Annotated in this window: 23 protein-coding genes; 1 reads left to right on the top strand and 22 read right to left on the bottom strand. The window is 43.9% G+C overall.

Annotated elements, in window-relative coordinates; genetic code table 11:
* Positions 1-147: 147 nt before the first annotated feature.
* The 20 genes from EO124_RS08720 to hcp form a co-directional block, all read right to left on the bottom strand.
* Positions 148-1563, bottom strand: coding sequence for an aspartate ammonia-lyase (locus EO124_RS08720; protein ID WP_127059207.1), 1416 nt, complete (start codon positions 1561-1563; stop codon positions 148-150).
* Between the two features lie 539 nt (positions 1564-2102).
* A complete protein-coding gene (locus EO124_RS08715; RefSeq protein WP_127059206.1) occupies positions 2103-2531 on the bottom strand; it encodes an FKBP-type peptidyl-prolyl cis-trans isomerase in 429 nt (142 codons plus the stop codon).
* A 60-nt stretch (positions 2532-2591) separates the two neighbouring features.
* A complete protein-coding gene (locus EO124_RS08710; RefSeq protein ID WP_127059205.1) occupies positions 2592-4337 on the bottom strand; it encodes a multicopper oxidase family protein in 1746 nt (581 codons plus the stop codon).
* A 308-nt stretch (positions 4338-4645) separates the two neighbouring features.
* A complete protein-coding gene (gene rplL / locus EO124_RS08705) occupies positions 4646-5017 on the bottom strand; it encodes a 50S ribosomal protein L7/L12 (protein ID WP_006555624.1) in 372 nt (123 codons plus the stop codon).
* A 52-nt stretch (positions 5018-5069) separates the two neighbouring features.
* Positions 5070-5573, bottom strand: coding sequence for a 50S ribosomal protein L10 (gene rplJ, locus EO124_RS08700; protein ID WP_006555623.1), 504 nt, complete (start codon positions 5571-5573; stop codon positions 5070-5072).
* A gap of 181 nt (positions 5574-5754) precedes the next feature.
* Positions 5755-6465 carry a 50S ribosomal protein L1 gene (rplA, locus tag EO124_RS08695; protein ID WP_006555622.1) on the bottom strand — a complete coding sequence of 237 codons (711 nt, stop codon included), beginning with the start codon at positions 6463-6465 and terminating at the stop codon, positions 5755-5757.
* Positions 6466-6544: 79 nt separating this feature from the next.
* Positions 6545-6970 (bottom strand): 50S ribosomal protein L11, encoded by a 426-nt coding sequence (gene rplK, locus EO124_RS08690; protein WP_006555621.1) that lies wholly within the window; start codon positions 6968-6970, stop codon positions 6545-6547.
* A gap of 104 nt (positions 6971-7074) precedes the next feature.
* Positions 7075-7611 (bottom strand): transcription termination/antitermination protein NusG, encoded by a 537-nt coding sequence (gene nusG, locus EO124_RS08685; protein ID WP_021840599.1) that lies wholly within the window; start codon positions 7609-7611, stop codon positions 7075-7077.
* Positions 7612-7622: 11 nt separating this feature from the next.
* A complete protein-coding gene (secE, locus tag EO124_RS08680) occupies positions 7623-7853 on the bottom strand; it encodes a preprotein translocase subunit SecE (RefSeq protein ID WP_241230696.1) in 231 nt (76 codons plus the stop codon).
* A gap of 40 nt (positions 7854-7893) precedes the next feature.
* Positions 7894-8043, bottom strand: a complete 150-nt coding sequence (gene rpmG / locus EO124_RS08675) for a 50S ribosomal protein L33 (RefSeq protein WP_006555618.1) — start codon at positions 8041-8043, stop codon at positions 7894-7896.
* 359 nt (positions 8044-8402) lie between these two features.
* On the bottom strand, positions 8403-8867 hold the full coding sequence (gene brxF / locus EO124_RS08670; RefSeq protein ID WP_021840601.1) for a BREX-3 system P-loop-containing protein BrxF: 465 nt from the start codon (positions 8865-8867) through the stop codon (positions 8403-8405).
* A gap of 24 nt (positions 8868-8891) precedes the next feature.
* A complete protein-coding gene (locus tag EO124_RS08665) occupies positions 8892-10556 on the bottom strand; it encodes a hypothetical protein (RefSeq protein ID WP_127059204.1) in 1665 nt (554 codons plus the stop codon).
* Positions 10557-10558: 2 nt separating this feature from the next.
* On the bottom strand, positions 10559-11218 hold the full coding sequence (gene hypB, locus EO124_RS08660; RefSeq protein WP_127059203.1) for a hydrogenase nickel incorporation protein HypB: 660 nt from the start codon (positions 11216-11218) through the stop codon (positions 10559-10561).
* Positions 11219-11254: 36 nt separating this feature from the next.
* Positions 11255-11596 (bottom strand): hydrogenase maturation nickel metallochaperone HypA, encoded by a 342-nt coding sequence (hypA, locus tag EO124_RS08655; protein ID WP_021840604.1) that lies wholly within the window; start codon positions 11594-11596, stop codon positions 11255-11257.
* A complete protein-coding gene (locus EO124_RS08650; protein ID WP_127059202.1) occupies positions 11574-12422 on the bottom strand; it encodes a bifunctional 5,10-methylenetetrahydrofolate dehydrogenase/5,10-methenyltetrahydrofolate cyclohydrolase in 849 nt (282 codons plus the stop codon). Before EO124_RS08650 ends, hypA begins: the two co-directional genes overlap by 23 nt.
* Positions 12423-12455: 33 nt before the next feature.
* On the bottom strand, positions 12456-14417 hold the full coding sequence (locus EO124_RS08645) for a penicillin-binding transpeptidase domain-containing protein (RefSeq protein ID WP_127059201.1): 1962 nt from the start codon (positions 14415-14417) through the stop codon (positions 12456-12458).
* 9 nt (positions 14418-14426) lie between these two features.
* Entirely contained in the window at positions 14427-15848 is a 1422-nt protein-coding gene (locus EO124_RS08640) for a CCA tRNA nucleotidyltransferase (protein ID WP_127059214.1), read from the bottom strand.
* 181 nt (positions 15849-16029) lie between these two features.
* The gene (gene sdaAA / locus EO124_RS08635; RefSeq protein WP_127059200.1) at positions 16030-16902 is read right to left on the bottom strand and encodes an L-serine ammonia-lyase, iron-sulfur-dependent, subunit alpha; all 873 of its coding nucleotides are present in this window, start codon (positions 16900-16902) and stop codon (positions 16030-16032) included.
* Positions 16899-17579 carry an L-serine ammonia-lyase, iron-sulfur-dependent subunit beta gene (gene sdaAB / locus EO124_RS08630; protein WP_127059199.1) on the bottom strand — a complete coding sequence of 227 codons (681 nt, stop codon included), beginning with the start codon at positions 17577-17579 and terminating at the stop codon, positions 16899-16901. The genes sdaAA and sdaAB overlap by 4 nt, the downstream gene beginning before the upstream one ends.
* Before the next feature lie 409 nt (positions 17580-17988).
* Positions 17989-19560 (bottom strand): hydroxylamine reductase, encoded by a 1572-nt coding sequence (gene hcp, locus EO124_RS08625; protein ID WP_127059198.1) that lies wholly within the window; start codon positions 19558-19560, stop codon positions 17989-17991.
* A gap of 212 nt (positions 19561-19772) precedes the next feature.
* On the opposite strand from hcp, the gene EO124_RS08620 reads away from it, so the two are divergent.
* Entirely contained in the window at positions 19773-20489 is a 717-nt protein-coding gene (locus EO124_RS08620; RefSeq protein WP_021840449.1) for a Crp/Fnr family transcriptional regulator, read from the top strand.
* Positions 20490-20591: 102 nt separating this feature from the next.
* Here EO124_RS08620 and EO124_RS08615 read toward each other — a convergent pair whose 3' ends face one another.
* Both EO124_RS08615 and EO124_RS08610 read right to left on the bottom strand, forming a co-directional pair.
* Complete coding sequence (locus EO124_RS08615) at positions 20592-22214, bottom strand: LPO_1073/Vpar_1526 family protein (RefSeq protein WP_127059197.1); 1623 nt, start codon at positions 22212-22214, stop codon at positions 20592-20594.
* Between the two features lie 253 nt (positions 22215-22467).
* Positions 22468-25140 carry a beta strand repeat-containing protein gene (locus EO124_RS08610; RefSeq protein ID WP_241230695.1) on the bottom strand — a complete coding sequence of 891 codons (2673 nt, stop codon included), beginning with the start codon at positions 25138-25140 and terminating at the stop codon, positions 22468-22470.
* Positions 25141-25323: the final 183 nt, after the last annotated feature.

Raw genomic sequence — 25323 nt, 5'->3', positions numbered from 1 at the left:
CCACCCTAATCTTTAGCAGAGAAAAGATTAGGGTGGTTTTTTGTCATTGACTATATCATTATTGAATATCAGATACTAAATATTGAGCATTGGGTATTGGGCAATTAGGCTTTACATATCTAATACTCATTGTCAATTTAATATCTATTAGTTGCCTTTAACTTTTAAGATGTCGGCGCCGGCAATACCCGGCTTCGTCATTTCAGCCGGCGATAAGATATGATTCATTTCGGCTTCGGTCAACAAACCTTTTTCCAAAATGATTTCCTTAATAGCACGGCCCGTTGTGTACGCTTCTTTAGCCAAAGCAGAAGCGTTTTCATAACCAACATGCGGTAACAAAGCTGTTACGATACCCACACTGCGGTTCAACCAATAAGCACAACGTTCGCGGTCAACTTCGAGGTCGATTAACAATTTATCAACAAAGGTATTTACGCCGTTCTTCAAGTAGCACATAGCGTTAAACAAGTTATACGCAATCACCGGTTCCATAACGTTCAATTCGAACTGACCGTTTTCAACGCCCAAGGTTACGGCTAAGTCGTTAGCCACTACCTGGTAGCAAACCTGGTTCAATACTTCCGCAATTACAGGGTTAACTTTGCCCGGCATAATAGAAGAACCCGGTTGGCGAGGCGGTAATTTCAATTCGCCGATACCGCAACGAGGGCCGGAAGCCATCAAGCGGAAATCGTTCGCCATTTTAATCAAAACGAGAGCCGTTACTTTCATGCCGCTGGAGATGTCGGCAAAAATATCAGTATTGTTAGTAGCATCAATCAAGTTGTCGGCGGTAACGAATTTTTCACCAACCACTTCAGACAACTCATGCGCCACATCTTCGATGTAAGAAGGTTCAGCATTCAGGCCCGTACCTACAGCGGTAGCCCCCATGTTTACTACATGAGCTCCTTCGATGGAGGATTGGATACGTTTAATGCCGCGGCGAATACCGGACGCATAGGAACCCATTTCCTGACCAAGGGTAATCGGCACAGCGTCTTGTAAATGAGTACGACCCATTTTCAATACTTCTTTGTATTCTTCCGCTTTCTTTTCCAACTCATCAACTAAGCGCTGCAACGCGTCAATTAAGGGCTTGCTTTTTAAAATGGCACACACTTTAATGGCCGTCGGGAACGTATCATTGGTGGACTGAGCCATGTTGCAGTGGTTGTTTGGGGAAATAATGTCATAACTGCCTTTGGCATGACCTAAGATTTCAAGGCCACGGTTCGCCAACACTTCGTTCATGTTCATGTTGAAAGACGTACCGGCACCACCTTGAATCGGATCGATTGGGAATTGTTCTACCCATTGACCGGCAATAATTTCATCGGCGGCCTGAACGATGGCATTACCGATAGTCGGATCCATACGACCGGTTTTCATGTTGGCCAAGGCGCTGGCTTTTTTAACCATAGCCATGGATTTAATGAAATCACGGTCAAGATGTTTGCCCGTAATAGTGAAATTTTCCATAGCGCGCAATGTTTGCACACCGTAATACAATTCGTCGGCAACTTCCATTTCGCCTAAAAAATCATGTTCCTTACGCATACGTTTTACCTCATTCCTTCTATTACCTACTATTGTACCGATTATCACAAATCGGTTGAAATCTTATGTTATATTGACTGTTTTATAATGTATTGTTTTTCGTTCTTATATGTAGCTAATAAATCATCATTATTCAAGCTGCATATAGGAAATGTCCGGCATGGGCTAAGTTCGCTCCATCCAATATCTACCGGACACGTTCATTATAACATGTATACAATGTACAACAAAGGCTAAAAGGGCTATAAAGCTATATCAAATAAGGATATAGCGAGCATAGGCCATGTCTTTTTCTATAGAACAGTCAACAAACATGCAAACTATCAAGGTATAACAACAATGAGTTTGATGCATAGTACTGACGAGTTTTTGACGTTTTTTAGTACGGTAATATACATTTGGCTAAGACTATAGAATATAAAGGCTCGTCAGCCTCTTCCGTACAAGCAAAAAGAGCCATAGCGAAATACAAATACTCTGTTTTCGCTACAGCTCATTTATGTTGTGTTTCGATGACCATATATCAGATGGCCAATACACTAATCTTCTACAGACACCAATTCGATTTTGAAGTTAAGTTCTTTGCCGGCCATTTCATGGTTAGCGTCGAAAGTAATCATTTTTTCAGTTTTATCAATTACTTTAGCCGGTACCGGTTGACCTGCCGTATTGGTTAACTGAACACGGTTGCCTACTTCGAGTTTTTCGGAACCCGGTAATTCAGCAATTTCAATTGTTAAAATATAAGCAGGATTTGCTTCACCATAAGCATCGGCGGGCATCAAATGAATGTCTTTTACTTCGCCCACAGCCATGTCTTTAACCGCTTCGTCAAAACCTTTAATCATCATACCGGCGCCGCAAATGAATTCTAACGGTTCGCCACGATCGTAAGAAGAATCAAACTTCGTACCGTCGTTAAAAGTGCCGGTGTAATGTACTTGTACTTTTTTGTTTTCGTTGCTCATAATGTACTCCATTCTGTTTAGAGAATTTCTGAAAAATGTTTGAATCCATTTAATTGTACATTATTTAACTTCCAACTGCAACATCATGCCGTTTTCTTCATGTTCCAAAATATGGCAGTGAACCATGAATACGCCTGGCTTAGTGAAGTGAAGTCTGATACGTACGTGTTCGCCCGGATCTACCTGAATGGTATCTTTAAGACCTTTTTCAGCAGCATCTACCGGTTGACCGTTACGGGACAAGACTTCGAACTGAACACCGTGAACGTGGAACGGATGCATCATGCCCATCATACCCGGATCTGAATTAGATACGTCCCAGATTTCAGTGGAACCCAACTTGCTGGTGAAATCAATACGACCCATGTCGAATTTTTTACCATTAATCATTACGTTTTGAGCCATACCGGACATAACGATAGATTTATCGGCCGGTTTCGTCAAGTCATCGGACGCATTCATATTGTTATAGTTCCAAGCAGCCATGTCCGTGTTTACTTTAGCTTCTGTCGCTAAGGTATCGGCACCACGTTTAAAGTTCAATACGTTGGCTGTACCGTTAGTACCGTTTGTAGTTACCAAGCTTGGCAAGGCCTCTTTATATTTTGAAAAATCAACCAACACTTCAACACGTTCCCCCGGTGCAATCGTAATGGATTGTTTAGGTACCGGCCAAGGCAAGATGCCACCGTCACCGGCTACTTGCATCATAGGACTCATGTCGGATAACTGCAAAGTATAGGTACGAGCATTGGAACCATTCAACAAACGAAGACGTACCATATTGGTTTTTACATCAAAGTATGGATTAATCGTGCCATTTACTACGAGGGTATCACCATATACGCCGTCGGCGTTATAATCTTTCTCATAATCCCATTGATTATCGGCCGTGAAGTTACGGTCCTGAATAGCTACCGGGATATCGTCAACACCATAAGTGTGCGGTAAGTTCAAAGCCCCTTCTTTGCTGTCATCTACGTAAATGAAACCGGCTAAGCCTTTATACACCTGGCTGGCCGTTAAGCCCATGGCATGCGGATGATACCAAGCTGTATTGGCTGACTGATCAACAGTAAACTCAACTTCGCCGGTGCCACCATTAGCGGCAATCGGATAATGAGGACCGCCGTCAACATCGGAACGAACTACCATGCCATGCCAATGATACGTTGTTTTTTCAGGCAATTCATTTTTTAATTTAATCGCTACTTTTTCACCTTGCTTCATATATAAAGTAGAACCGAGTACGCTACCGTTATAGCCATAGGTATTTGTGAGAGCACCATCTTTAATGGCTGTTTTGCCTTCTTGAGCTACCACTTCTAAATGACGCACCCCGTTTGCATCAACCGTCCCTTTTTGCATAGGGGGTATAGCCAATGGTTTTTCAGCCTGCTGTACTTGCTTCAAAGCAGGCACATCATCAACGCCGTGCATATGGCCCATCATACCACTCATACCATTCATCATGTTTGTGCCGGTCATGCCCATCATGCCACCGTTCATGATGCCCATACCGGACATCATGGAGTGCATGGAGTTGCTGTCCATGGAGTTTTGGCCATTCATCATGGAGTGCATCGAACTATTATCTGATGAGTTATTTTGATTATTCATCATGCCATTCACCATGCCGCCCATCATAGAACTCATGTTAGCCGTCATGTTTTGACTTGATGTGCTTGTGGTGCTGTCATAACAGCAATCATTCGTCACCGTGTCATGGGCCGATACTATTGTTGCGCCGCCGGTAACCACAATCGCTACCAAGAGGGCTTTCACATAATTTGAATACTTCTTCATTTCACCGTCTCCAATACTTACATTTTTACTACAACTATCTTAATATTTCACCTGAAAAACAGGATATATGTAGGTCTATACCGATACTAATATATACATGATTTTGAAATAGTATATACCCCATACCAGTATATTATGTTTTTCACCATGTAATCATACCATGATTGTAGGAAAGACTCAACAAGGGGGTATATCTGTATACATCTGTCTTTTGTAGATAATCTTAAACAAATTTTTAACATAAAAAAGCACCCCATGGCCTAAGCCACAGGGTGCTTGATTTGTTAAGCTATGATGCTAAACTTAAATTATTTAAGTTCAACAGTTGCGCCAGCTTCTTCCAATTTAGCTTTAAGAGCTTCAGCGTCAGCTTTAGCAATGCCTTCTTTTACAGGAGCAGGTGCGCCGTCAACAACAGCTTTAGCTTCTTTCAAGCCAAGACCGGTTACTTCGCGAACAACTTTGATTACGTTGATTTTACCAGCGCCAGCGTCTTTCAAGATTACGTCGAATTCAGATTTTTCTTCGCCTGCGCCAGCAGCACCGCCAGCAGCAGCAACAGCTACAGGAGCAGCTGCAGTTACGCCGAATTTGTCTTCGATAGCTTTTACAAGATCATTTAATTCAAGGATGGTTGCTTGTTCTAATTCAGCAACGATGTTTTCAATGTTAAGTGCCATGATTTAGTTCCTCCACTAATTATATTTGGTAGTAATATGTTTAAATTACCGATTATGCTACAGTTTCGTCTTTTGCTTCGGAAACCGCTTTTACAGCGTAAGCCACGTTGCGGATTGGAGCCTGAAGTACGGAAAGGAGCATGGAAAGCATACCTTCACGGTTAGGCAATTTAGCAAGCGCTTTAACTTCGTCAGCATTGATTAATTTACCTTCAACAAGACCTACTTTAACGTCAATTGCTTCAGTTTTAGTGTCTTTAATGAAGTTTTCAATGATACGTGCCGGAGCTACTGCATCAGTTTTGGAAATAGCCAACGCAGTTGGACCTTCCAAATGCTCCGCGAAACCTTCAATACCTAATTCATTAACTGCAATGCGAGTCAATGTATTTTTGATTACTTTGTACTCTACATCTTCAGCCAAGAATTTACGGCGTAAATCAGTTACCTGAGCTACTGTCAAGCCATGGTAACCAACAAGTACGGCCCCCTTTGCTTCAGAAAGATTTTCTTTCATCTGTGCAACGATTGCCTGTTTCTGTGTAGTGACAGCCATTAGAATACCTCCTTATAGATTTTGGTGATGCTCTATGTACTATCTTAGCGTAAAAAACGACCTCACCGCCAACGCGATGAGGTCGGAACCGTTCTAAAATAAGAAATCGGTGTCAGCCTCAGCGGGCGGATTTACATCCATTATACATACCTGCGGTCTACAGCTAAGAGAACATATCTAATTATTGTTCCTTCGTAACAGTAGTCAATTTGAATACGTTAAGTGGAACACCAGGGCCCATAGTAGAGCTCAAGGTTACAGATTTAATGTACTGACCTTTAGCTGCTGCCGGTTTAGCCTTAATAATAGTATCAACGATAGTGCGGTAATTGTCAAGCAATTTTGCATCATCGAAAGAAGCTTTACCGATTGCACAGGAGATAATACCTGCTTTATCAGTACGATACTCGATCTTACCGGCTTTAATTTCGTTAACAGCACGAGCTACGTCCATCGTTACAGTACCAACTTTAGGGTTTGGCATTAAGCCTTTAGGACCCAAAATTTTACCTAAACGACCAACTTGGCCCATCATGTCAGGAGTTGCTACAGCAACGTCAAAGTCGCTCCAGCCACCCTGGATTTTTGCTACTAATTCTTCAGAACCTACGAAATCTGCACCAGCATCTTCCGCTTCTTTAATTTTTTCGCCTTTCGCAAATACGAGGACGCGTTTAGTTTTACCAGTACCATGAGGTAAAACTACTGCACCACGAACTTGTTGATCAGCGTATTTAGGATCGACATTCAAGTTGAAAGAGATTTCAACAGTTTCGTCGAATTTAGCAGTCGCAGTTTTCTTAACGAGCTCAACAGCTTCTACTGGTTCGTAGAATTTGCCGGCTTCGATAAGTTTAGCTGCTTCAGCGTATTTCTTACCTACTTTTGCCATTCTAAAATCCTCCTTATGTGGTTTAACGGGAATTCCCTCCCACCGATATGTGCCCTCATTGGCACACGTCGTACGCTAATTAATCAACGATTACAATGCCCATGCTGCGTGCAGTACCTTCTACCATACGCATGCCTTGTTCTACAGTATTTGCATTCAAGTCAGGCATTTTGAGTTCAGCGATTTCACGAACTTTATCGCGACTAACTTTTGCTACTTTGTCACGGTTAGGGACACCGGATCCTTTAGGGATACCAGCTGCTTTTAATAAAAGTACAGCTGCCGGTGGAGTTTTTGTAACGAAAGTGAAGCTTCTATCTTCAAATACAGTAATAACAACCGGAATAGTTAAGCCAGCCTGCTGTGCTGTACGTTCATTAAATTCTTTAACGAACGCCATAATGTTAACACCTGCCTGACCAAGAGCCGGGCCGATAGGTGGCGCTGGACTAGCCTTTCCTGCTTCACACTGAAGTTTTACAATTTTTGTAACTTTTTTAGCCATGGTGATTACACCTCCTTGTGCTCAAAATGTGGTGGTAACGGAAAAATTTCCTCCCACTGGCGACCACCAAGCCGCCTAAAAAGTTTAGAGTTATATTGTATATATTAAAGATCTTTCTCAACTTGAGAAAAATCTACCTCTACCGACGTTTCACGATTGAACATTTCCACATCAAGTTTCAATGTCTGTTTTTCGTGATTGATTTCAGTAATAGTACCTAATCTATCTTCAAAGGCACCGGAAGTAATGCGCACTGTTTCGCCTACTACGACATCAATCGTTTGCTTTGGTGCTTGATCCAGCCCCTGTGATTTGAGGATATATTCAACCTCGGAATCAGATAACGGTACCGGTTTGGTAGCAGAGCCTACGAAGCCTGTTACACCCGGTGTGTTACGTACTACATACCAGGAACGATCATTTACTTCCATTTCTACGATTACGTAGCCGGGGAAGATTTTGCGTTTTACAACTTTTTTAACGCCATCTTTCTCGTCAATTTCATCCTCAACAGGCACTAAAATACGACCAATCGTATCTTCCATGCCCATGGATTGAACCTTACGTTCAAGATTAGTTTTTACTTTATTTTCGTAGCCTGAGTAAGTATGTATAACATACCATTTCTTTTCTGCTTCCACGGAAAGGCCTCCTATCCGACAACACGCATCAACAACTGGAATAATTCGCTAAAGATAGCATCTACAACGCCGATTAAGGCGGAGATAAATACTACGGTAACGAATACTACAATCGTGTAATTGATGAGCTCTTTTCTTGTCGGCCAGACTACTTTTTTGAGTTCCGCTTTCATTTCGCGCGCCATACGACCTACGCCGCCACGACGCTGCTGCGGTGCTGTAGAATTGGATCCTGCCATCATTTCACATCCTTAAATCATCGGGTTAATTGGATGAAACGAATTATTTCGTTTCGCGATGTAACGTATGTTTACCGCAGAATTTGCAGTATTTCATCATTTCAATACGATCAGGATTGTTTTTCTTATTCTTGTTCGTCTGATAGTTACGTTGTTTGCATTCAGTACATGCCATAGTCACTGCATTACGCATCCGGATACACCTCACTTCAAAATAAACTTGCCTTAAACAAATATGCTTATATAGCCTACCACAGCAGGGCAAGCATGTCAAGTTTTGGGCAACTTAAAAAAGCCAGGCGACCACCTGACAATTTATTATAACAAACTTTACCTACTGTGTCTATAGTTTAAATCTAATTTTTTCACAAAATTTTCGGCTCGCCTGCAAACCGTACTTCCCACCGAATATTCTCGAATATTCTACTAAATCTTCAGTTTACACGGTAATCAAACTTCCCACCGAAACAAAGAGCCTTTACCATCGGCTTATACCGGGCAAAGACTCTTTATCGTCATTTACAATTACATATCTTACGCTATTATTAAAACTTAGTCAATAGATACGATACGTTCTGCTTTTTCTACTTTAAAGGAGAAATAATTAGGATTATTGTTATGTTCCAAGAACAAATTTTCACCATCAAAGCGACCGCGCCAACCCACTACGATTGGATACATGGTGCTGATTGTCTTTAATAATTCAATAGGCTTCAAATTTAAGATTGGTGCAAACAATACATTAACATTATCCAGTAAAATTACATCGGAACCGCACGCCTTTAGAGCTTCACACATAACGTCCTTCGCCATATCGGGACGTAAATCGCGAGCTACTTCCAAAAACTCATCGTCAATAAGTTCTTTTGCTTCAATGTACTTCCAACCGTCTTGCTCTGCCAATTCGCGGATTAATTTACTTTTCCCGGAGCCGGGACCGCCGACAATAAATAAAATCCGTTCTTCATCCGCCTGCAGAGAATTCCATCGTTCTTTGATGTCCTGTGCTGTTACCATGTGTCATCCTCCTTTACCGAAAGCCTACTTACTCAATTCTTTGTTAGGTCTGTCTGACAACATTACCGTTTTTATAAAATTGTCTTTCTCACCCACTGTAAACAACAAATAGCTGTATGCCGAGTCAGGGTTCTTGTAAGTATATATCATGAGCGGATCGCCGTTAGCCGCGGTATCCGTTTCCACGCTCGTAGGCATGCCATATAAATATAACAATAAATACTTACTGTCGCCAATCGAAATGCCGCGGCGCGTCAAAGCCGTGCTTTTGGTAATCATCGCCCGCACTACCATCTGATTTTTGTCATAGCCTACCAAAACATCGTCGTAGGCAATGAATTCATCGTCATATAAAAAGCCTCGTTGTTGCCATTGTTCATCCTGATTCGAAACGAATGGTTCATTCACCCGATAGCCCATGAGACTAAAATCATCAGCCGTCAATTGGTTGGCTTTGTAATACTGTTCCTGCACAGCCGGTAGCTTAAGACGCGACCACACCTGGCCGTCAATCATATCGATAGCGCTTACTTTATTATTCTTTAGTGTAAACACTAAATACTGCGAAGACGGAGCATTAATACCATTAGTTGTAAGCGGTGTGCCTTCTCTATTATCATTATCTTTCGCCACAGGCGACGCAAATTCCTTCTTACTTTTTACAGAATTTTTACTTTTTTCATATTTATAAATAAGCGCTACAGTTCCCGTTTTAGCATCCCGCCACATGCCTTGCGGAGCCCCGTAAGCAAAGAGGATTGTGCCGCGCGTTTTGCCGATACCGATATCGCGAACCGTCTCAGCCGTTCCTTCGGTGATGTGAATATTCGTGATGGTTTGAGGGGCAAACGTATAATCCAGACCTTCACGACGCAAAGTATCACCGTCACCCAAATGACCGTTTAAAGTGCCCGAATTAGGACCGTATACGCCGGTGTACACGGTGAAGCTCCCGTCTTTACCGGTATAGGTGGTAAACATATCTTTCACGGTAATCGGTTTAACCTCCGGTTTTGCGGGACGAATCTTTTTAGATTTCTTAGCGTCATCGGCTAAAAGCTTAATCTCACCAGCGTCCTTTACCGCATCATCAGTACCTTTTCCTGCATCGGTAGAATCAGTCTTAACGGCATTAGTTGTATTAGCTGTATTAGCTGTATTAGCTGCATCAGCTTTCGCATCTTCAGCGGCACCTTTAGTATCACCGTCTTTATCGTCACCTTTTGCAGCATCAGCTTTAGCCGCTTCGTTAGCCTCAGCGCCCTTAGTGGTATCAGCCGTATCAGTAGCCGCTTTAGTGGCCGTAGCCGTTTTATCACCGGCAGCCGCATCACGATCACTCAAAGGACCACCGAGCAATGCTTCCCAATCACTGTCCTTGCCCGTTAAGATTCTAAAATCAGCACCGAGAATCAGCTTGCCGATAGCAAAGTCCTTTTCCGACAAAGCTTCCAAAGAGTCAGCCGTATAACTCTTGCCGATAGCCGTCAAATCAATGCCGGTTTTTTCACTCTCTTGAGCCTCGATACTTTCCGCCAAACGCACCGCCATTTTATTAACGGCCGCCTTCTCCGGTGCCCAAGTATCGGCCGGGTCCATAACCAAATCAGCTGTTCCATTTGCAAAAACTCCGCCCGTTAAGGCACTGCTTATGAGAACTGCCAATGAAATACGCCGTAATTGTTTCATAACTACCCCTTTCGTACCGCTTCTATCTGAGCTTTAAGCCAATCCGTCCATTCGGTTAAACCCGTTTTAGCAGTGCAGCTCACTTCAAAAAGGCTAACCTCCGGATTTAAGTTCTTAATATCCGTAACGGCTTTTTCCTTATCGAACGGAATATACGGCAACAAATCCACCTTATTCAACAACACCGCCTTCGATTCTTTAAAAATCAAAGGATACTTGAGCGGCTTGTCTTCCCCTTCCGTAACGGATAGCACGGTAACCTTCATAGCTTCGCCAATGGCAAACTCAGCAGGACACACCAAATTCCCAACGTTTTCTATAATAATCATATCAAGCTTATCTAAATCCAGTTCAGACAAGGCATCTTCAATCATTTTCGCATCCAAGTGGCAACCGCCAACCGTATTGATTTGCAAAACGGGAATGCCCAATTTATGAATGCGTTCCGCATCTTTTGCGGTATATAAATCGCCTTCAATTACGGCGAGTGAATACTCTTCAGCGAGCTCCTTAAGGGTCGCTTCGAGCAGTGAGGTTTTGCCCGCTCCCGGTGAGCCCAATAAATTAAAAACAAATATATTTTTTTCTTTAAACAAGCGCTGTAAATCAGCTGCAATAGCATCATTTTTGGCCAGCACATTGGTCATAACTTTTACTTCCATAGCTACCTCACTCTTAATCTATATACACGGACCATATCAATCCATATCGATTGACGCCACTTGCAATTCGCGGCCTGTTATGGTGGAAATGGCCAAACTGCCGCAATGAGGACATTTAAATACATAATCGGTGACGGAAAATTCCTTGTCACAATCAAGGCATTTGCCACAAAGCGGTATCATTTCAATTTGCAAAACCGCATTTTCGGCGGCCGTATTTTTAGTAACCGAATCAAAACAGAACTGTAATGCATCCGGTTCAACACCCGACATAACGCCGAGTTTTAATTGAATAGCGTGAATTACGTGGCCCTCATTAGCTTTTAGCGTGTCGAGGGCAATATCAACAATTCCCTCAGCGATTGACATTTCGTGCATGATAGGCCTCGTAAATATTTTCTAATAACATCGTAGTCGTTACCGAACCTACGCCACCCGGTACGGGCGTAACAGCGCCGGCCACTTCAATAGCCGAGGCATACTCTACATCGCCTACCGTCTTGCCGTCTAAATCATTAATGCCTACATCGATAACGGTAGCGCCCGGTTTTAGCATATCACCGGTAATAACATGAGCTCGGCCCACAGCAGCTACCACTACATCAGCTTGCTTTAAATGTTCCTCTAAATTTGTCGTTTTGGAATGGCAAAGAGTAACCGTCGCATGTTGTTCCAACAGGAGCAATGCTACCGGTTTACCTACAACCTGACTGCGACCGACAACGACAACATGTTTGCCGGCCAACGGAATTTTATAATGTTCTAAAATGGCCATACAAGCGAGCGGTGTACAAGGCCAGAACCCGCCTTTACCGGAGCTGGCAAGGCCGATATTGCGCGCCGTAAGACCGTCGATATCCTTACCGGGATCCAGGCTTTCAATAATCACATCAGGGTCTACCTGCGGTGGCATCGGCATCAACGGCAAGACACCATAAATGCGGTCATCTTCATTCCACCGTTTAACAACACTCAGTACTTCCTCTTGGGATGCATCAGCCGACAAATGTTCTACTTCAACACCAAAGCCGGCACTCTTGGCAGTTTTTTCCATAAAACGAGCATACATTTGCGCCGCTTTATCATCGCCTACCAATAAAATGCCTAAACTCAGCACAATACCTTTTGCCTGAAGTTCTGCCAAACGCTCACTTAACACTGCTTTGTGGGCATCCGCCACAGCTTTGCCACGTAATTCAATCATGCCAACGCCTCCTAATTATATATAACAATATCTTTATCGTTTAAAATAAACTGTTACCGCTTCGCCCGCTTCGGCTTCACCACCGGCGGGGATATCCTGAGATACTGCATAACCGGTACCGTCAGGAGCAAATTGTAAACCTGCGTCATGGAGCCAATCGCGCACTTCACCGGTCGTCCAACCGGTAAAATCAGGAATGATAACGCTACCATCAGGCGCTTTTTCAACGCTCGGTTTAGCCGGACGAGTATCACTCTGCCCTTTCAAGTCTTTTTCACGCGTTACCGATGGTGACAACTGGAAGTAACGCACCAGCTGACTCATAATGTCTTTAAAAACAGGTGCTGCAATTTGACCGCCATAGTAGGTGCCGCTCGGATCGTCAATTACAATGAGCGTTACAAACCGTGGATCTTCCACCGGACCCATGCCGATGAAGGACGCAATATAACGCCCTTTTAAATAACCGCCATGCTCCGGATCCAGTTTTTCAGCCGTACCGGTTTTACCGGCAAAATGGTAACCGTCAACGGCCGCCTTATTGCCGCCCCCTTCGGATACTTCTTTTTCCAAAATATCAAGAATTGTCTTGGCCACATCTTCCGGAATCGGTTGACCCGCCGACATATCTTGAGTTATCTCTTCTTCCGAGCCATCCGGATTATTAATACTCTTAATAATATGCGGTTTCATCATTTTACCGCCATTGGCAATGGCACTAAAGGCCTGTACCATTTGGAGCGGGGTAACGTTAACACTTTGGCCAAACGAAATTGTCGCCAAATCAAGCTGAGACATATCATCTAACGACCGGAGCTGACCTTCCGCTTCACCCGGCAACTCAATACCTGTGGCCTTGCCGAATCCGTAAGCCCGGAGATATTTATCCATAATCTCTTTACCGGTCGTAATACCCAACTTAGCCATACCGGTATTGAGGGAATATTTTAAGATTTCCAACAAACGAACCGGGCCGTTGCCTTCGCCATCCCAGTTCTGAATCGTATGGTCTCCCACAACAAACGAACCGGTATCATTAAAAACGGTATCCACAGTCCATTTACCGGAAGCCAACGCCGCCGAGGCAGTCAACGGTTTAAAGGTAGAGCCCGGTTCATACATGTCGGTAACAGCGCGGTTTTTATAAGAATTATCATTCCCTTTATCAAAGTGGTTCGGGTCATAGGTCGGGCGATTAGCCATTGCCAAAATTTCGCCCGTCTTCGGATCCATAACAATAATGCTGGCGCCCGTCGCCTTCGTATCCGCCATGGCTTTATCCAAAGCCCGTTCCGCAATAAACTGAACCGTCGTATCAATCGTTAAGGTGATACTTTTTTCTTTTTCCGGCAAAAACTGCGATAATACAGAGCCAAAAATAGCGGTACCATGTGAGTCCGTAGCAATTAACTCTTTAGTCGTACCACCGCGCAAAGTATCATCCATTTGCATTTCCAAACCGTCCAGCCCTTTATCATCGGTGCCTACAAAACCAAGCACCTGAGCCAACAAATTACCGTTAGGATAGAAACGACGACTTTCATTAACGAAATCAAGGCCTACAAGTTCATTATCCTTTATAACTTGATCAACCGCTTTCGATTTATCCGGATCCATCATACGGTCAAGCCAAATAAACGCTGTATCTTCTTGCAGCCGTTTGACAATGGTCTCTTCCTTAATACGCGTATACGGCGCAATAAGCTTCGCAATTTCTTCCGGCGACTGTTTAATCATCTTCGGATCCGCATACAAGGAACGAGTCACGATACTGATGGCCAAAGGATTCCCGTTGCGATCAAAAATCGTGCCGCGTGGCGATTGAAGTTTACGTTCTTCTTTTACCTGACTTAAATTCTTCGTATCCAATTGACTGTTATCAAACACCTGGAGCCATAACAAACGCCCGGCTAAGAGAACCATTACGCCGGAAAAAATCACGAGAATTAGAAATATTTTATTTTGTAAGGCTTTCTGATCCTTATTAGTAATCATGAATCCCTATTACTCCTTACGTGCTTTACGAGCCAGTTTACGCTTAGCCGCCTCCATTAAGGCCTCCGGTTCATTCGCAACTTGACCGCTACGCACTTGAACTAACAATGCTTGCAATATCTCCCCTGTTTTGTCACCCAATAGGGCCGGCAATTCAGGCCCATACGCCAAATCGCGCGTATGAATCGGCATCGACTCCGTTATCGCCGCCAGGCATTCGCCCATGGCGTATGTACCATCGGTACTGCTATGGGGCCGGCCACAGCCGATAACATCGGCAGCACACACTTCAGCCATTTGCTGTACCGCTTCTTTTAACTCACTGCTTTTACGAAAGCGGCCACTCTGAGCCTCTTTACGCATCCAGCGCCAAGGGTCGGCATCCTGATTATTGGCAAAAAAGTGAAAGCGCATATGACTGCTGACGAGCCATGCTACGCGCTGCACCATCTTTTTGGGGTATTGTAAACGTGTCAAAATAACTTCTGCCATTTGAGCGCCCAATTGATCATGGCCACGGTCCGTAATACGGCCATTGTGAAAACCGCGAATGCCATCCATGCCTTTGGCCACATCATGCAATAAAGCAGCCCAACGCAATGTCAGATCAGGCTTAATCGCCTGCACTACGGCCAAGGTGTGAACCCAGCCGTCATAGGCATGAAATTCCGGTTGCTGCGGTAATCCCACCAAATGATGCAATTCCGGCAAAATCGGAACTAACTCATATTCACCATTCATGAGTACGCGACAGCGACAATCGGCCAAGCCGGACTGAACCAAAACATCAAGACCTTTGGCCGTATGAGGTGTGACCAAGAGTCCGTCCAGTTCCTGACGAACACGCTCCAAGGAGAGCCCTTCTACGCGTTTAAAGTTAGGCGCCATACCATCTAATAAGCTGCGGTGTGGCAAAAAACCGAGCTTGCCCACAAAACGGCAAGCCCTAAATAAACGTAGCGCGTCTTCTTGAAATCGTTCTTCCGCATTACCAATGGTACGCAAAGTACGACTTTTAATATCTTTAAGGCCGCCCACTAAATCTATCACTTCACCCTGAGCGGTCATGGCCATGCCATTCACCGTAAAATCGCGACGAGCCACGTCTTCTTCAAGCGTATCGGCATATACCACTTCTTCCGGGCGATGACTGTCCGCACCATAGCGCTCGCGGCGGAATGTGGCGACTTCATAACTGCCTTCCGGCACCATCACCACAACCACGCCAAAAGACTTACCGACTACACCGGTCGTATTAAAACCGGCCTTAGCCATAATATCTATAATATCATCGGGTCTTGCCTTCGTTACAATATCATAATCATGAGGTGTTTGTTTGAGCACCAAATCTCGCACCGCACCACCAATAACATAGGCTTCGAACCCGGCATCCGCTAAAGCACGCAAAATCCGCGTCGCACCTTGCCAGATTTCACCGCTCGGTTCTAACGTTATTTTCTTTGATGTAAACCAACTCACCCATATCACCTCACTCTTATCACGATAATTTATTATAACATACCCATGTATTGAATTCACCCTTTCGAGGTGGCTGAATAATAAAAAAACGCCTTTATGAGTTTCCTCATAAAGACGTTTTAATGACGCACTCTTACATTTCCGCTAATTGTTTAGCAATGCGACGACCGGTTTCTGTAGTGGCCAAACCACCTTCACTGGTTTCACGCAATGTGCTTGGCAACGCACGACCGATCCGGTCCATCGCTTCAATCACTTCATCAACCGGAATCTGGCTGATCAAGCCGGCCATAGCCATTTCAGCGGCACTAAGGGCATGAACGGCATAAATACCGTTACGTTTTACGCAAGGCACTTCTACGAGGCCCCCAACCGGGTCACATACTAAGCCCAATACATTTTTGAGGCAAAGCGCAACTGCATTAATAGCTTGTTTAGTAGTGCCTTCAAGCATAGCTACCACGGCACCGGCCGCCATTGCGGCAGCGGAACCTACTTCGGCCTGACAGCCGCCTACGGCACCGGCTACACAGGCTTGATTCGTAATAACGTTACCGATACCGGCACCCATGAAGAAACCGCGTAACATAGCCTCATCATCAAGCTTCAACTCTTCGGCTACAGCGCACATCGTACCGGGCATAACACCGCAGGAACCGGCTGTAGGGCAGGCTACGACACGGAACATTTTGGCATTTGCTTCATTAACCGCAATCGCATACGTTAAGGCTTTATAAGCTGTCGGGCTCATTAAGCGCGGCGTATGTTCCAACAAAACGTGGGCCTGTCCGCCGGACATACCGCTCACCGTACGTTTACGGTCTTCAATACCGTTGACAACGGAATCTTTAAAAATCTGAATACGACGCAAAGCTTCTTTCTCAATGGCTTCGCGAGATTGACCGGACGCTTCCATTTCGGCGCGAATTACAATTTCCCACATAGGTAAATTATGGGTATCGCTCAAATGCGCCAAGTCGGCTAATGTATCATATAAATAACTCATTCTGCTACCGCCTTTTCCAAAGGTTCAAAATACATAACGGAGGAAATACTTTTATGATTCTGAATATCCGCCATAACTTGTGTATCAACCGGCTCATCCGTATTGATCAACATAACAGCTTCACAATGCTTACGTTTGCGGAACACTTTCATCGTCGAAATATTAACACTTGCTTGACCAAGGCGGCTCGTTACCCAAGCAATAACCCCCGGACAATCATGATGGAATGTCAAAATAGTAAAGTCTTCACCGGAAATCTCCACTTCCAAATTGTTTACATTTGTCACCAAAATACGACCACCGCCAAGGGAGCGGCCTACAATGCTCATATGATGACCGTCTTTGCTGTAAAGGTCGAATTTAACTTCGTTCGGATGACCGCCTTCTTCAGACGATTCAATGAACTGATACTGCAAATTAGCTTCAGCGGCGTCTTTAAATGCGTCACGAATACGTTCGTCTTCCGCATCAAATCCCAAAAGACCACCTACCAAGGCACGGTCCGTACCATGACCTTTATAGGTTTTGGCAAAAGAACCATATAAGGTTAAATCAACGCGTTCAATGGGCTCTTTGAAAATAGAGCGAGCCATTTTACCTAAACGGGCAGCTCCGGCAGTATGAGAGCTGGATGGACCAATCATAACCGGTCCGATAATCTCAAAGATACTACTCATTTATGTCCTCCCTAAGAAAACATTATCACACCTACACTGTGCATTTCTCACAAACTAATTCAGGGTAAACCCTTGAATTTCCTTAATTTGTATTATACCATAGTTTGTTTCCATAGAATAGACACGGCCATACTTTTTATGCATATTACTTCTTTTAAGATTCTCATTTGCTCATAAAGCCTATTGCTACGCGGTTTGCAAGGTACACAGCAGGTGAACGAATTATTCAAAAAAGTACCCACTGCATAGAAAAATATAAAAAATAGCTCCCTCTATAGAGGGAGCTATGAGAAATTTTAATTGATAGTTACTGAGAAACAGAAGTAATTGCCAGATGGACAACACTGCGAGGTCACACAGTTATTCTGATATCTCAAACACTATTTATCAGACAAATATAACCTATATATTAGTTATTGCCAAGGATAGCTTTCATATCAGCTTCCGGAGTCGTGATTGGGTGTAACTGGAATTTTTCTACCAAGATACCCAATACGTTGCTGGATAAGAATTTTGGCAAAGTAGGTCCGATGTAGATGTTGCGGATACCTAATGCTAACAAGGTTAACAAGATACATACCGCTTTTTGTTCGTACCAAGACAATACTAAAGTCAACGGCAAGTCGTTTACGTCGCATTCAAACGCGCCGGCAAGCGCTACGGCTACCTGAATAGCGGAGTAAGCGTCGTTACACTGACCCATGTCGAGCATACGAGGGATACCACCGATTTCACCAATTTCAAGGTCGTTGAAGCGATATTTACCGCAAGCCAAAGTCAATACAACAGTGTCTTTCGGAGTCTGTTTTACGAATTCAGTATAGTAGTTACGGCCTACTTTAGCACCGTCGCAACCGCCAACCAAGAAGAAATGTTTAATAGCGCCGGCTTTAACAGCATCGATTACTTTGTCGGCAATGCTGAGTACGGTGCCATGACCGAAACCGGTAGTTACTTCGTGACCACCGTTGATACCGGTGAATTCTTGAGCTTCGCTGTAACCGCCGAGTTCAAGCGCTTTTTCAATCACTGCGGAGAAATCTTTTGTACCGTCTTCGTTAGTTTCCACATGTTTCAAACCAGGGAAGCCTACCATATCGGTTGTGAAAATGTTGTCTTCATAAGATTCACGAGGAACCATTAAGCAGTTAGTAGTGAATAAGAAGGCTGCCGGAACGCCGTCGAATTCGTTCTGCTGGTTCTGCCAAGCAGTACCGAAGTTACCTTTTAAGTGAGCATATTTTTTAAGTTCAGGATAGGCGTGGCAAGGAAGCATTTCACCATGAGTATAGATGTTAACGCCTTTACCTTCGGATTGTTCCAATAACATTTTGAGATCATGTAAATCATGACCGGTTACTACGATGAATGGACCAGGTTCTACAGTCAAGGACACTTTAGTCGGAACCGGTGTGCCATAGCTTTCTGTGTTAGCGGAATCAAGCAAGGCCATGCATTTGAGATTGATGTGACCGAATTCCATCAACAAAGCGAGCCATTCATCAGCACTGTGATCTTTAGCAAATTCAACGAGGCCTTTTACGAACCAAGCATCTACTTCAGCATCATCATAGCCGAGTACGGATGCATGCCAAGCGTAAGCTGCCATACCGCGCATGCCGAGCAATAAAGTAGAACGCAAGGAGATGATATCTTCTTCGCCTACCCAAAGAGCTTCCCAATCAAAGTCTTGAGCCGTAGCGTCAATAGCCTGACGAGCTGCTTCTACACGGTTGATGAATTCCTGAACGCGTTCTTCGTCGAAGTTAACGTTTGTTACGCACATGAACAAGCCCTGTTTTAACAATTGATATTCCTTAGCGGAAGCGCCTTTTGCATCACAAGCACGCGCCAAACCGATTAAGGCGGACGTCAACTCATCCTGTTTGTTAGCTACCGGCGCTGTTTTACCACATACGCCTTGTACTGTACAACCACCAGGATTTGCAGACTGTTCACATTGGAAACAAAACATACTCATAATAGCCTCCTTCTTCGGGACTCTCCCGATACGGTACTTTCTTATCACTCGTAAGAAAGCAAAAAATATAAAATACTTGCTTATTACAAAATCAAATTGTCACTTATCGCAAGTTGTTTACTTTGTGACTACATTTAAAGTATAGTATACTTATAGGTAAAAAACTGTAGCTATGGCAACATTTACAAAAATTTTATATTAAGGAGGCTCCTATGCATATCGGATTATCTACTGAACTTGTAACGGAATATCTGGCTGTGCTCAGCAGCAGTCCCTTATTTCGCGACCTTTCGGAAGAACAGTTACGTCGCTTCTTAAGTTCACCGAACTTATCTATATCCAATTATAAAAAAAATAGTTTTATCGCCATTGCCGGCGAACCCATGGAAGGGATTGGCATTTTACTCAAAGGTCATGCTCACCTGACCCGTGAAAACGTCTTAGGCCAGCGAACGATTATGACCGATCTCACACCGTCCGCCATGTTCGGCGAGGCCATCCTCTTTACGGACATGCCCAATTGGCCGGCCACCATCCAAACCACCTTGGACAGTACGGTTTTGTTTTTGCCAAAATCGGCCTTCACCACATCGTTCAACAATTGCGATGCCTGCCAGGTGCAAATTCTGACCAATCTGTTGCATGACATGTCTGAAAAAGCCTTGGCCCTCACCCGTAAGGTTCACTATTTATCCTTAAAAGGGATGCGTGAACGAATTTTCGCCTACTTTGACGATTTATATACTTACCAAAAACAAAACCCCATTCGCCTGCCCCACAATCGCCAAGAAATGGCAGATGTGCTCAATGTATCTCGTACATCTTTGAGTCGCGAACTGGGACGCTTGCAGGATGAAAAGATAATCGAGTTTGAAGGTAAAAAAGTTAAGCTATTGGATTTAAATGCGATTAACGAGTATAGCTTTTAAAAAAGAGTGTACCATCGAGTTTCGACTCGGAGGTACACTCTTTATTTATATACATATATAGTACATCTATAATCTGTTATTTACATATACACAATGGATTTTTTAGAACCAAGGGGACAAATCGAACTCTTCACCAATGGTTACTTTCACATGGGCACGCCCTAAATAGAGTCCCAAGAGGGTCAAGCTGGAATGGCTAAGTGGCATGGAGTCATACATTTCAGCCACTTTAGGCAATACCGGTGAAATGTATTCCAATACCTGTTTGCGTTCGGTTGAGTTAAAATCAACCGGTTTGCTCATCGCCAACCCTAAAATGTGTTGCTGAATTTCCGGATTATCCAAATGAGCCATCTGGAAGTAACGCGGTGCCAAGCCTTCATCAACAACCGCTAATTTAAGAAGCGGAGAGTTTACACTTTTCACCACATAACGGGCATCCAAATAATTACCGCGCAAGGCACGGGTCAATTCGTCTTTGCCAAAACCGGCATAACCGAATACGAGCGGATAGGAATGAACCATAATATCCCAGAAGGTATTACGTTCCGGCTCTTGAATGGAGCAACGAAGATAATCCAATTGACGATACATAGCTTCTTCCCTTGGCAATTCGGACAAGAACGGCTCGATATATTTATCTACATAATGCTGTAGATGTTCCAAGCTGTAGTTATTGGAGTTGCGGGAGTATTGAAGCAATAACGCCAAGGCCATAATCTGAAAATGACCGAGCTGCAAATGCGGCAAGATGCGCAAAGCGTCAAAAGCTACCAAGTACGGCGTACTGGATTTAGGTTGCTGCACTACGTCAACAAAGGCCTCAATAGCGGTTTCCTTCATCCACACCGTCGGCGTTGTAGCGTAGGCTTTTTGCATACAAAGCAAGGCTTCCTGCACCACGATATTTTCCAACAAGGCATTTAATTCACCACTGGCCGTAATACCTAAGCGGTCGAAAGCCGTTTTGGTAATATCCAACACCTGTTCTTTAGTGCTTGCGCTAACGGCACCGAAAGAACTCATGAAGTGCGATGTGCCAAGGGTAATTAAGTCGGACATGTCCGGCTCGCCATAGCCGATATGGCTTGCACCGCGACCGGTGCCATGAGCAACCGCATCAGAACCTGCATGGTCACGCACAATCGGAATGATACGAGTTGCATCATCTGCTACTTCCTCCGACGTTGCTTCAGTCGGTGTCACACGATGAATACGACGCGTTAATTCGCTGTCATCTAAAGCGGCTGTTGGCGGTTCGGTCGGAATTTTAAGCATAGGCTTCGTAATGTCCAAATCAGACACTATGTCACGGTTTAAACTGCTTTCCGCTGAATCATCATGGGCCGAACCGAACCGCGATGCCGACGGTTCCGTCATCGCATTATGGAAATCGGATTCCATTTGACGATTGGATAAAGGCACAAAAGTCGTTGCCATTTCTTTATCGGATGTTTCTTGCTGCCCATTGCCTGCCTCTTGACGAATGCTACCAACTGCACTGCCGGTGCTATAATTGTCTCTATTCTGTTTTGCACCCTCACGATAGTAAGCGGCGCCGTGGTCACGACGTTTACGCTCATAATAATCTCGATTGCTTACATTGTCGGCGACTGCACCGTTTGTCTTTTCCGATTTATCGCTATCGCGAAATACTAAATAGCATACGCCGAAAAATACGACGATAACCCCTAACACTACTAAATATGGTATAAATGCAGACATGTTATTCCTCCTGCTGTAGTTTATTTAGATCATATAGACCACACGATTAATACTTGTCAAAAATCCGTGCCGGCCTTTCTATTTATTCCTATATTATTATATTATGTTACCACATCTTGGGGTATTCGCCAATGAAGATATGACGAAAAAAGGGTCGTAACACAATGCAAGTTAAAACCTACATTATGTTACGACCCAATTTTTCAAAACTAATCAATACCCTTTTAACAATTCATTAAAACATCAATACTTCTTAGTATTTATCCTTATTTTCCGGAACGATACGGACACGTTGGATAGTTGGATTACCATCTTTGTCTTTTCTTACCGTGTCAATACGGATATATTTGAGTTCCGGCGAGAATTCTTTAGCCAAACGACTTAAGGTGTTGTCACCCTTAAGAGCCGCATTAGAAGCCGCACCTGCCATAATGGCACGATACACGATTGTGGCAAATTCATAACGAGTCATCATGCGATCGCCGCCGAAGGTTCCGTCAGGATAGCCTTCAACAATGCCCAGTTCATGAAGTTTAGTCACGTATTCGTATGCCCAATGATTATCAGGAACATCAGGGAAGAGTTCGCTGTTTTCTTCCTGAAGTCTGCCCGGATTTTGACCGGTCAATTGATTAATCAATTCGCTTTGACGATTAATTACAGCATTTTGATTATTAACTAATTCTTCAAGTTTGGCCATACCGGCACGAAGATCTCTCACTTCTTTAGCCACACCAACACGGGAATTAGACACATTGTTGCCTTGACCTAATTTGAAGGATACACCGGCGTTAATCATGTTTTCACCACCGCCGATAGTGCCACCGATGGAGAAAGTCGTATCTTCATTTGGTTTGTAAAAAGCACCAAGCGCACCGGCATTCGCGCCATTATAGTGGCCGTAGCCAAATGCGAAATCCCATTTATCATCCGGATCAAAGTCCTGCGGATGAAGGGCTGCGAGAGCTGCTGCCCCGGCACCGACTTTGTTAATGCGGTTATCTAATTTATTCACCGCACCACCAATGTTATTGATAGCCTGGTCACGTTGTGCAAGTTGACTGCCGTTAATCGCATCGGTGGAACCCGGCGCAACAACACCATCAGCAACACCGCTCACCACATTGTTGCCCATGTTGATATTGCTATCCTGGATAGTAATCGTACGATCACTGTCTACAGTCTTGATGGTAACGCCACTATTATTAATAGTCGTATTGCCGGTTGTTACACTATCAAGGCCGGTTAAGTCCTTGGCAAGTTTAATATCGAGGCCATCACCGTTAGCATTTTTTACGACGCCGATATTACCACTAGATAACTTAGAAGTATCAGCACCACCGTTAAGTTTTAAGGTGTCGCCAAGACCAACAGTCACTTTATTATCGGTACCATCGTCACCTTCGAATACACGGGCGCCGGTAATCTTATCATTAACCGCTTTCAACTGATCTTCCGTAGCCGCACGACCGGACTGAATGTTTTGGCCATCCCACTTAGTATTGTCCAAGCCGTTGAGGTAACTGCCGTTTGCCGGATTCTTGTCACCTGCTGTGTTTTCATGATTACCAAGAACTGCACCGCCTGCGGAAATTTGGCCTTTAGAACCATCCATCTTAACCTGGTTGTCCCCGCTGCCGGCTGTCACAGTTGCGCCGTTACCATCGATGTTAACTTGCTTAGTTGGATCAATCTTATCACCAAGAGTAATATTATCGTTCAAGTTAACTTTGTTATCTTTATCAACGGTAATATTTTTACCGGACTTAGCTTTAGAAGCTTCCGTTGCATTATCAACAATAGTATGGATATCGCCGATGTTAGCACCGTTATTCCAGTTTTCTTGACCTTCTACAGTTGTGTCATAGTTGTTACCAAGACCGCTACCTACGTCCTTGATCACCGTATTACCTGCATTAATGCCATCTTTGTCGATGGAAATGCCGGAATCTTTAACAGTAATCTTGTCAGTAGCAACGCCACCTTTATCGATAGTTGTGTTGCCGGCTGTAATGGAACCATTCTGACCAAGATTCAGATTATCTTTCAAGCCAACTTGTAACTTGCCGTCTTCGGTCACTTTCGTTTCGATGTTTTTATCGCCCGTTACTGTAATCGTCTGACCTAAATCTTGTTTTACAGACTTGCCGTCATCAGCTGTTAAACCGAAGCCGCCGTTTGCTTGACCTTTGATGTCATTAATAGCCGTGTTCAAATCGCCGATATTGGCTGCGTTATTCCAGCTTGCCTGACCGTCTTTAGTGGTGTCATACGTCTTACCGGTTGTGCCACTGGCCACATTCGTAATCTGTTTACCGCCATTATTTAAACCGCCATCAGTAAGTTTTACAGCAGATGTACCACTGCCGATGATAACGCCGCTGTTGTTAATTACAGTGTTACCCATAGTTACAGAGCCTTTATCGGTGAGGTTCAAGTCTTTGTTCAACTTAATCAACAATTGACCATTGTCGCCTTTTTGGCTGGATACGACACCGATATTTCCATCAGTTAAGTCAGCTTCGTTAGTTGCATTGCCTTTTACATTAACTTGATTATTAAGTTTTACAGCAGATGTAGTACCGAAGTCGCCACCGTATTTCATGCCGTCATTCATAGTCGCTACTGTTTGATCATTAACTACGATACGATCAACAGATTTTCCATCTACACCATCTTTACCGTCAAGGCCTTTGATAGTAATCGTCTTTCCATCTGTGCCGTCAGCACCAGCAGGACCCGTTAAGCCGATAGATCCATCCTTGCCGTTAATAACCACGGAAGAACCGTCTTTACCGTTTACACCGATAGAGCCGTCTTTACCGTCTTTACCATCAACACCATTCTTAGCGCCAATAGAAATAATATCTGCTAATTTCAAGTCATACGATTTCTGACCATCCGTTGTAGTTTCTTTTAACTGCAAGTTAGTACCCGCATAAGTTTCTGTTCCCGCTGCAGTACCACCTTCAACCGTTACAACGGTATGTTTACCGGCTAATGTTTCAACATCTTTTAACTGTGAGTAATTTACGGGTTATAGGACATTTTGAGTTGGTAATTTAATCCCAGAGATAGTTAGGATATGGATCAGAGAAATGAAAATCAC

This window comes from Veillonella ratti, from assembly GCF_003992115.1.
GTDB lineage: Bacteria > Bacillota > Negativicutes > Veillonellales > Veillonellaceae > Veillonella_A > Veillonella_A ratti.
The sequence above is the reverse complement of the archived record's forward strand: the minus strand, read 5'-3'. Positions and strand labels throughout refer to the sequence as shown.

What these genes read in the sequence shown, in the direction of transcription:
- rplL (WP_006555624.1), bottom strand. Translation starts at nt 5,017, where the DNA reads ATGGCACTTAACATTGAAAACATCGTTGCTGAATTAGAACAAGCAACC.
- EO124_RS08645 (WP_127059201.1), bottom strand. Translation starts at nt 14,417, where the DNA reads ATGATTACTAATAAGGATCAGAAAGCCTTACAAAATAAAATATTTCTA.
- rplJ (WP_006555623.1), bottom strand. Translation starts at nt 5,573, where the DNA reads ATGGCTGTCACTACACAGAAACAGGCAATCGTTGCACAGATGAAAGAA.
- EO124_RS08710 (WP_127059205.1), bottom strand. Translation starts at nt 4,337, where the DNA reads ATGAAGAAGTATTCAAATTATGTGAAAGCCCTCTTGGTAGCGATTGTG.
- hcp (WP_127059198.1), bottom strand. Translation starts at nt 19,560, where the DNA reads ATGAGTATGTTTTGTTTCCAATGTGAACAGTCTGCAAATCCTGGTGGT.
- hypB (WP_127059203.1), bottom strand. Translation starts at nt 11,218, where the DNA reads ATGGAAGTAAAAGTTATGACCAATGTGCTGGCCAAAAATGATGCTATT.
- EO124_RS08720 (WP_127059207.1), bottom strand. Translation starts at nt 1,563, where the DNA reads ATGCGTAAGGAACATGATTTTTTAGGCGAAATGGAAGTTGCCGACGAA.
- sdaAA (WP_127059200.1), bottom strand. Translation starts at nt 16,902, where the DNA reads ATGAGTTATTTATATGATACATTAGCCGACTTGGCGCATTTGAGCGAT.
- rplK (WP_006555621.1), bottom strand. Translation starts at nt 6,970, where the DNA reads ATGGCTAAAAAAGTTACAAAAATTGTAAAACTTCAGTGTGAAGCAGGA.
- EO124_RS08650 (WP_127059202.1), bottom strand. Translation starts at nt 12,422, where the DNA reads ATGATTGAATTACGTGGCAAAGCTGTGGCGGATGCCCACAAAGCAGTG.
- brxF (WP_021840601.1), bottom strand. Translation starts at nt 8,867, where the DNA reads ATGGTAACAGCACAGGACATCAAAGAACGATGGAATTCTCTGCAGGCG.
- rplA (WP_006555622.1), bottom strand. Translation starts at nt 6,465, where the DNA reads ATGGCAAAAGTAGGTAAGAAATACGCTGAAGCAGCTAAACTTATCGAA.
- EO124_RS08715 (WP_127059206.1), bottom strand. Translation starts at nt 2,531, where the DNA reads ATGAGCAACGAAAACAAAAAAGTACAAGTACATTACACCGGCACTTTT.
- secE (WP_241230696.1), bottom strand. Translation starts at nt 7,853, where the DNA reads ATGATGGCAGGATCCAATTCTACAGCACCGCAGCAGCGTCGTGGCGGC.
- EO124_RS08615 (WP_127059197.1), bottom strand. Translation starts at nt 22,214, where the DNA reads ATGTCTGCATTTATACCATATTTAGTAGTGTTAGGGGTTATCGTCGTA.
- rpmG (WP_006555618.1), bottom strand. Translation starts at nt 8,043, where the DNA reads ATGCGTAATGCAGTGACTATGGCATGTACTGAATGCAAACAACGTAAC.
- sdaAB (WP_127059199.1), bottom strand. Translation starts at nt 17,579, where the DNA reads ATGAGTAGTATCTTTGAGATTATCGGACCGGTTATGATTGGTCCATCC.
- EO124_RS08665 (WP_127059204.1), bottom strand. Translation starts at nt 10,556, where the DNA reads ATGAAACAATTACGGCGTATTTCATTGGCAGTTCTCATAAGCAGTGCC.
- hypA (WP_021840604.1), bottom strand. Translation starts at nt 11,596, where the DNA reads ATGCACGAAATGTCAATCGCTGAGGGAATTGTTGATATTGCCCTCGAC.
- EO124_RS08620 (WP_021840449.1), top strand. Translation starts at nt 19,773, where the DNA reads ATGCATATCGGATTATCTACTGAACTTGTAACGGAATATCTGGCTGTG.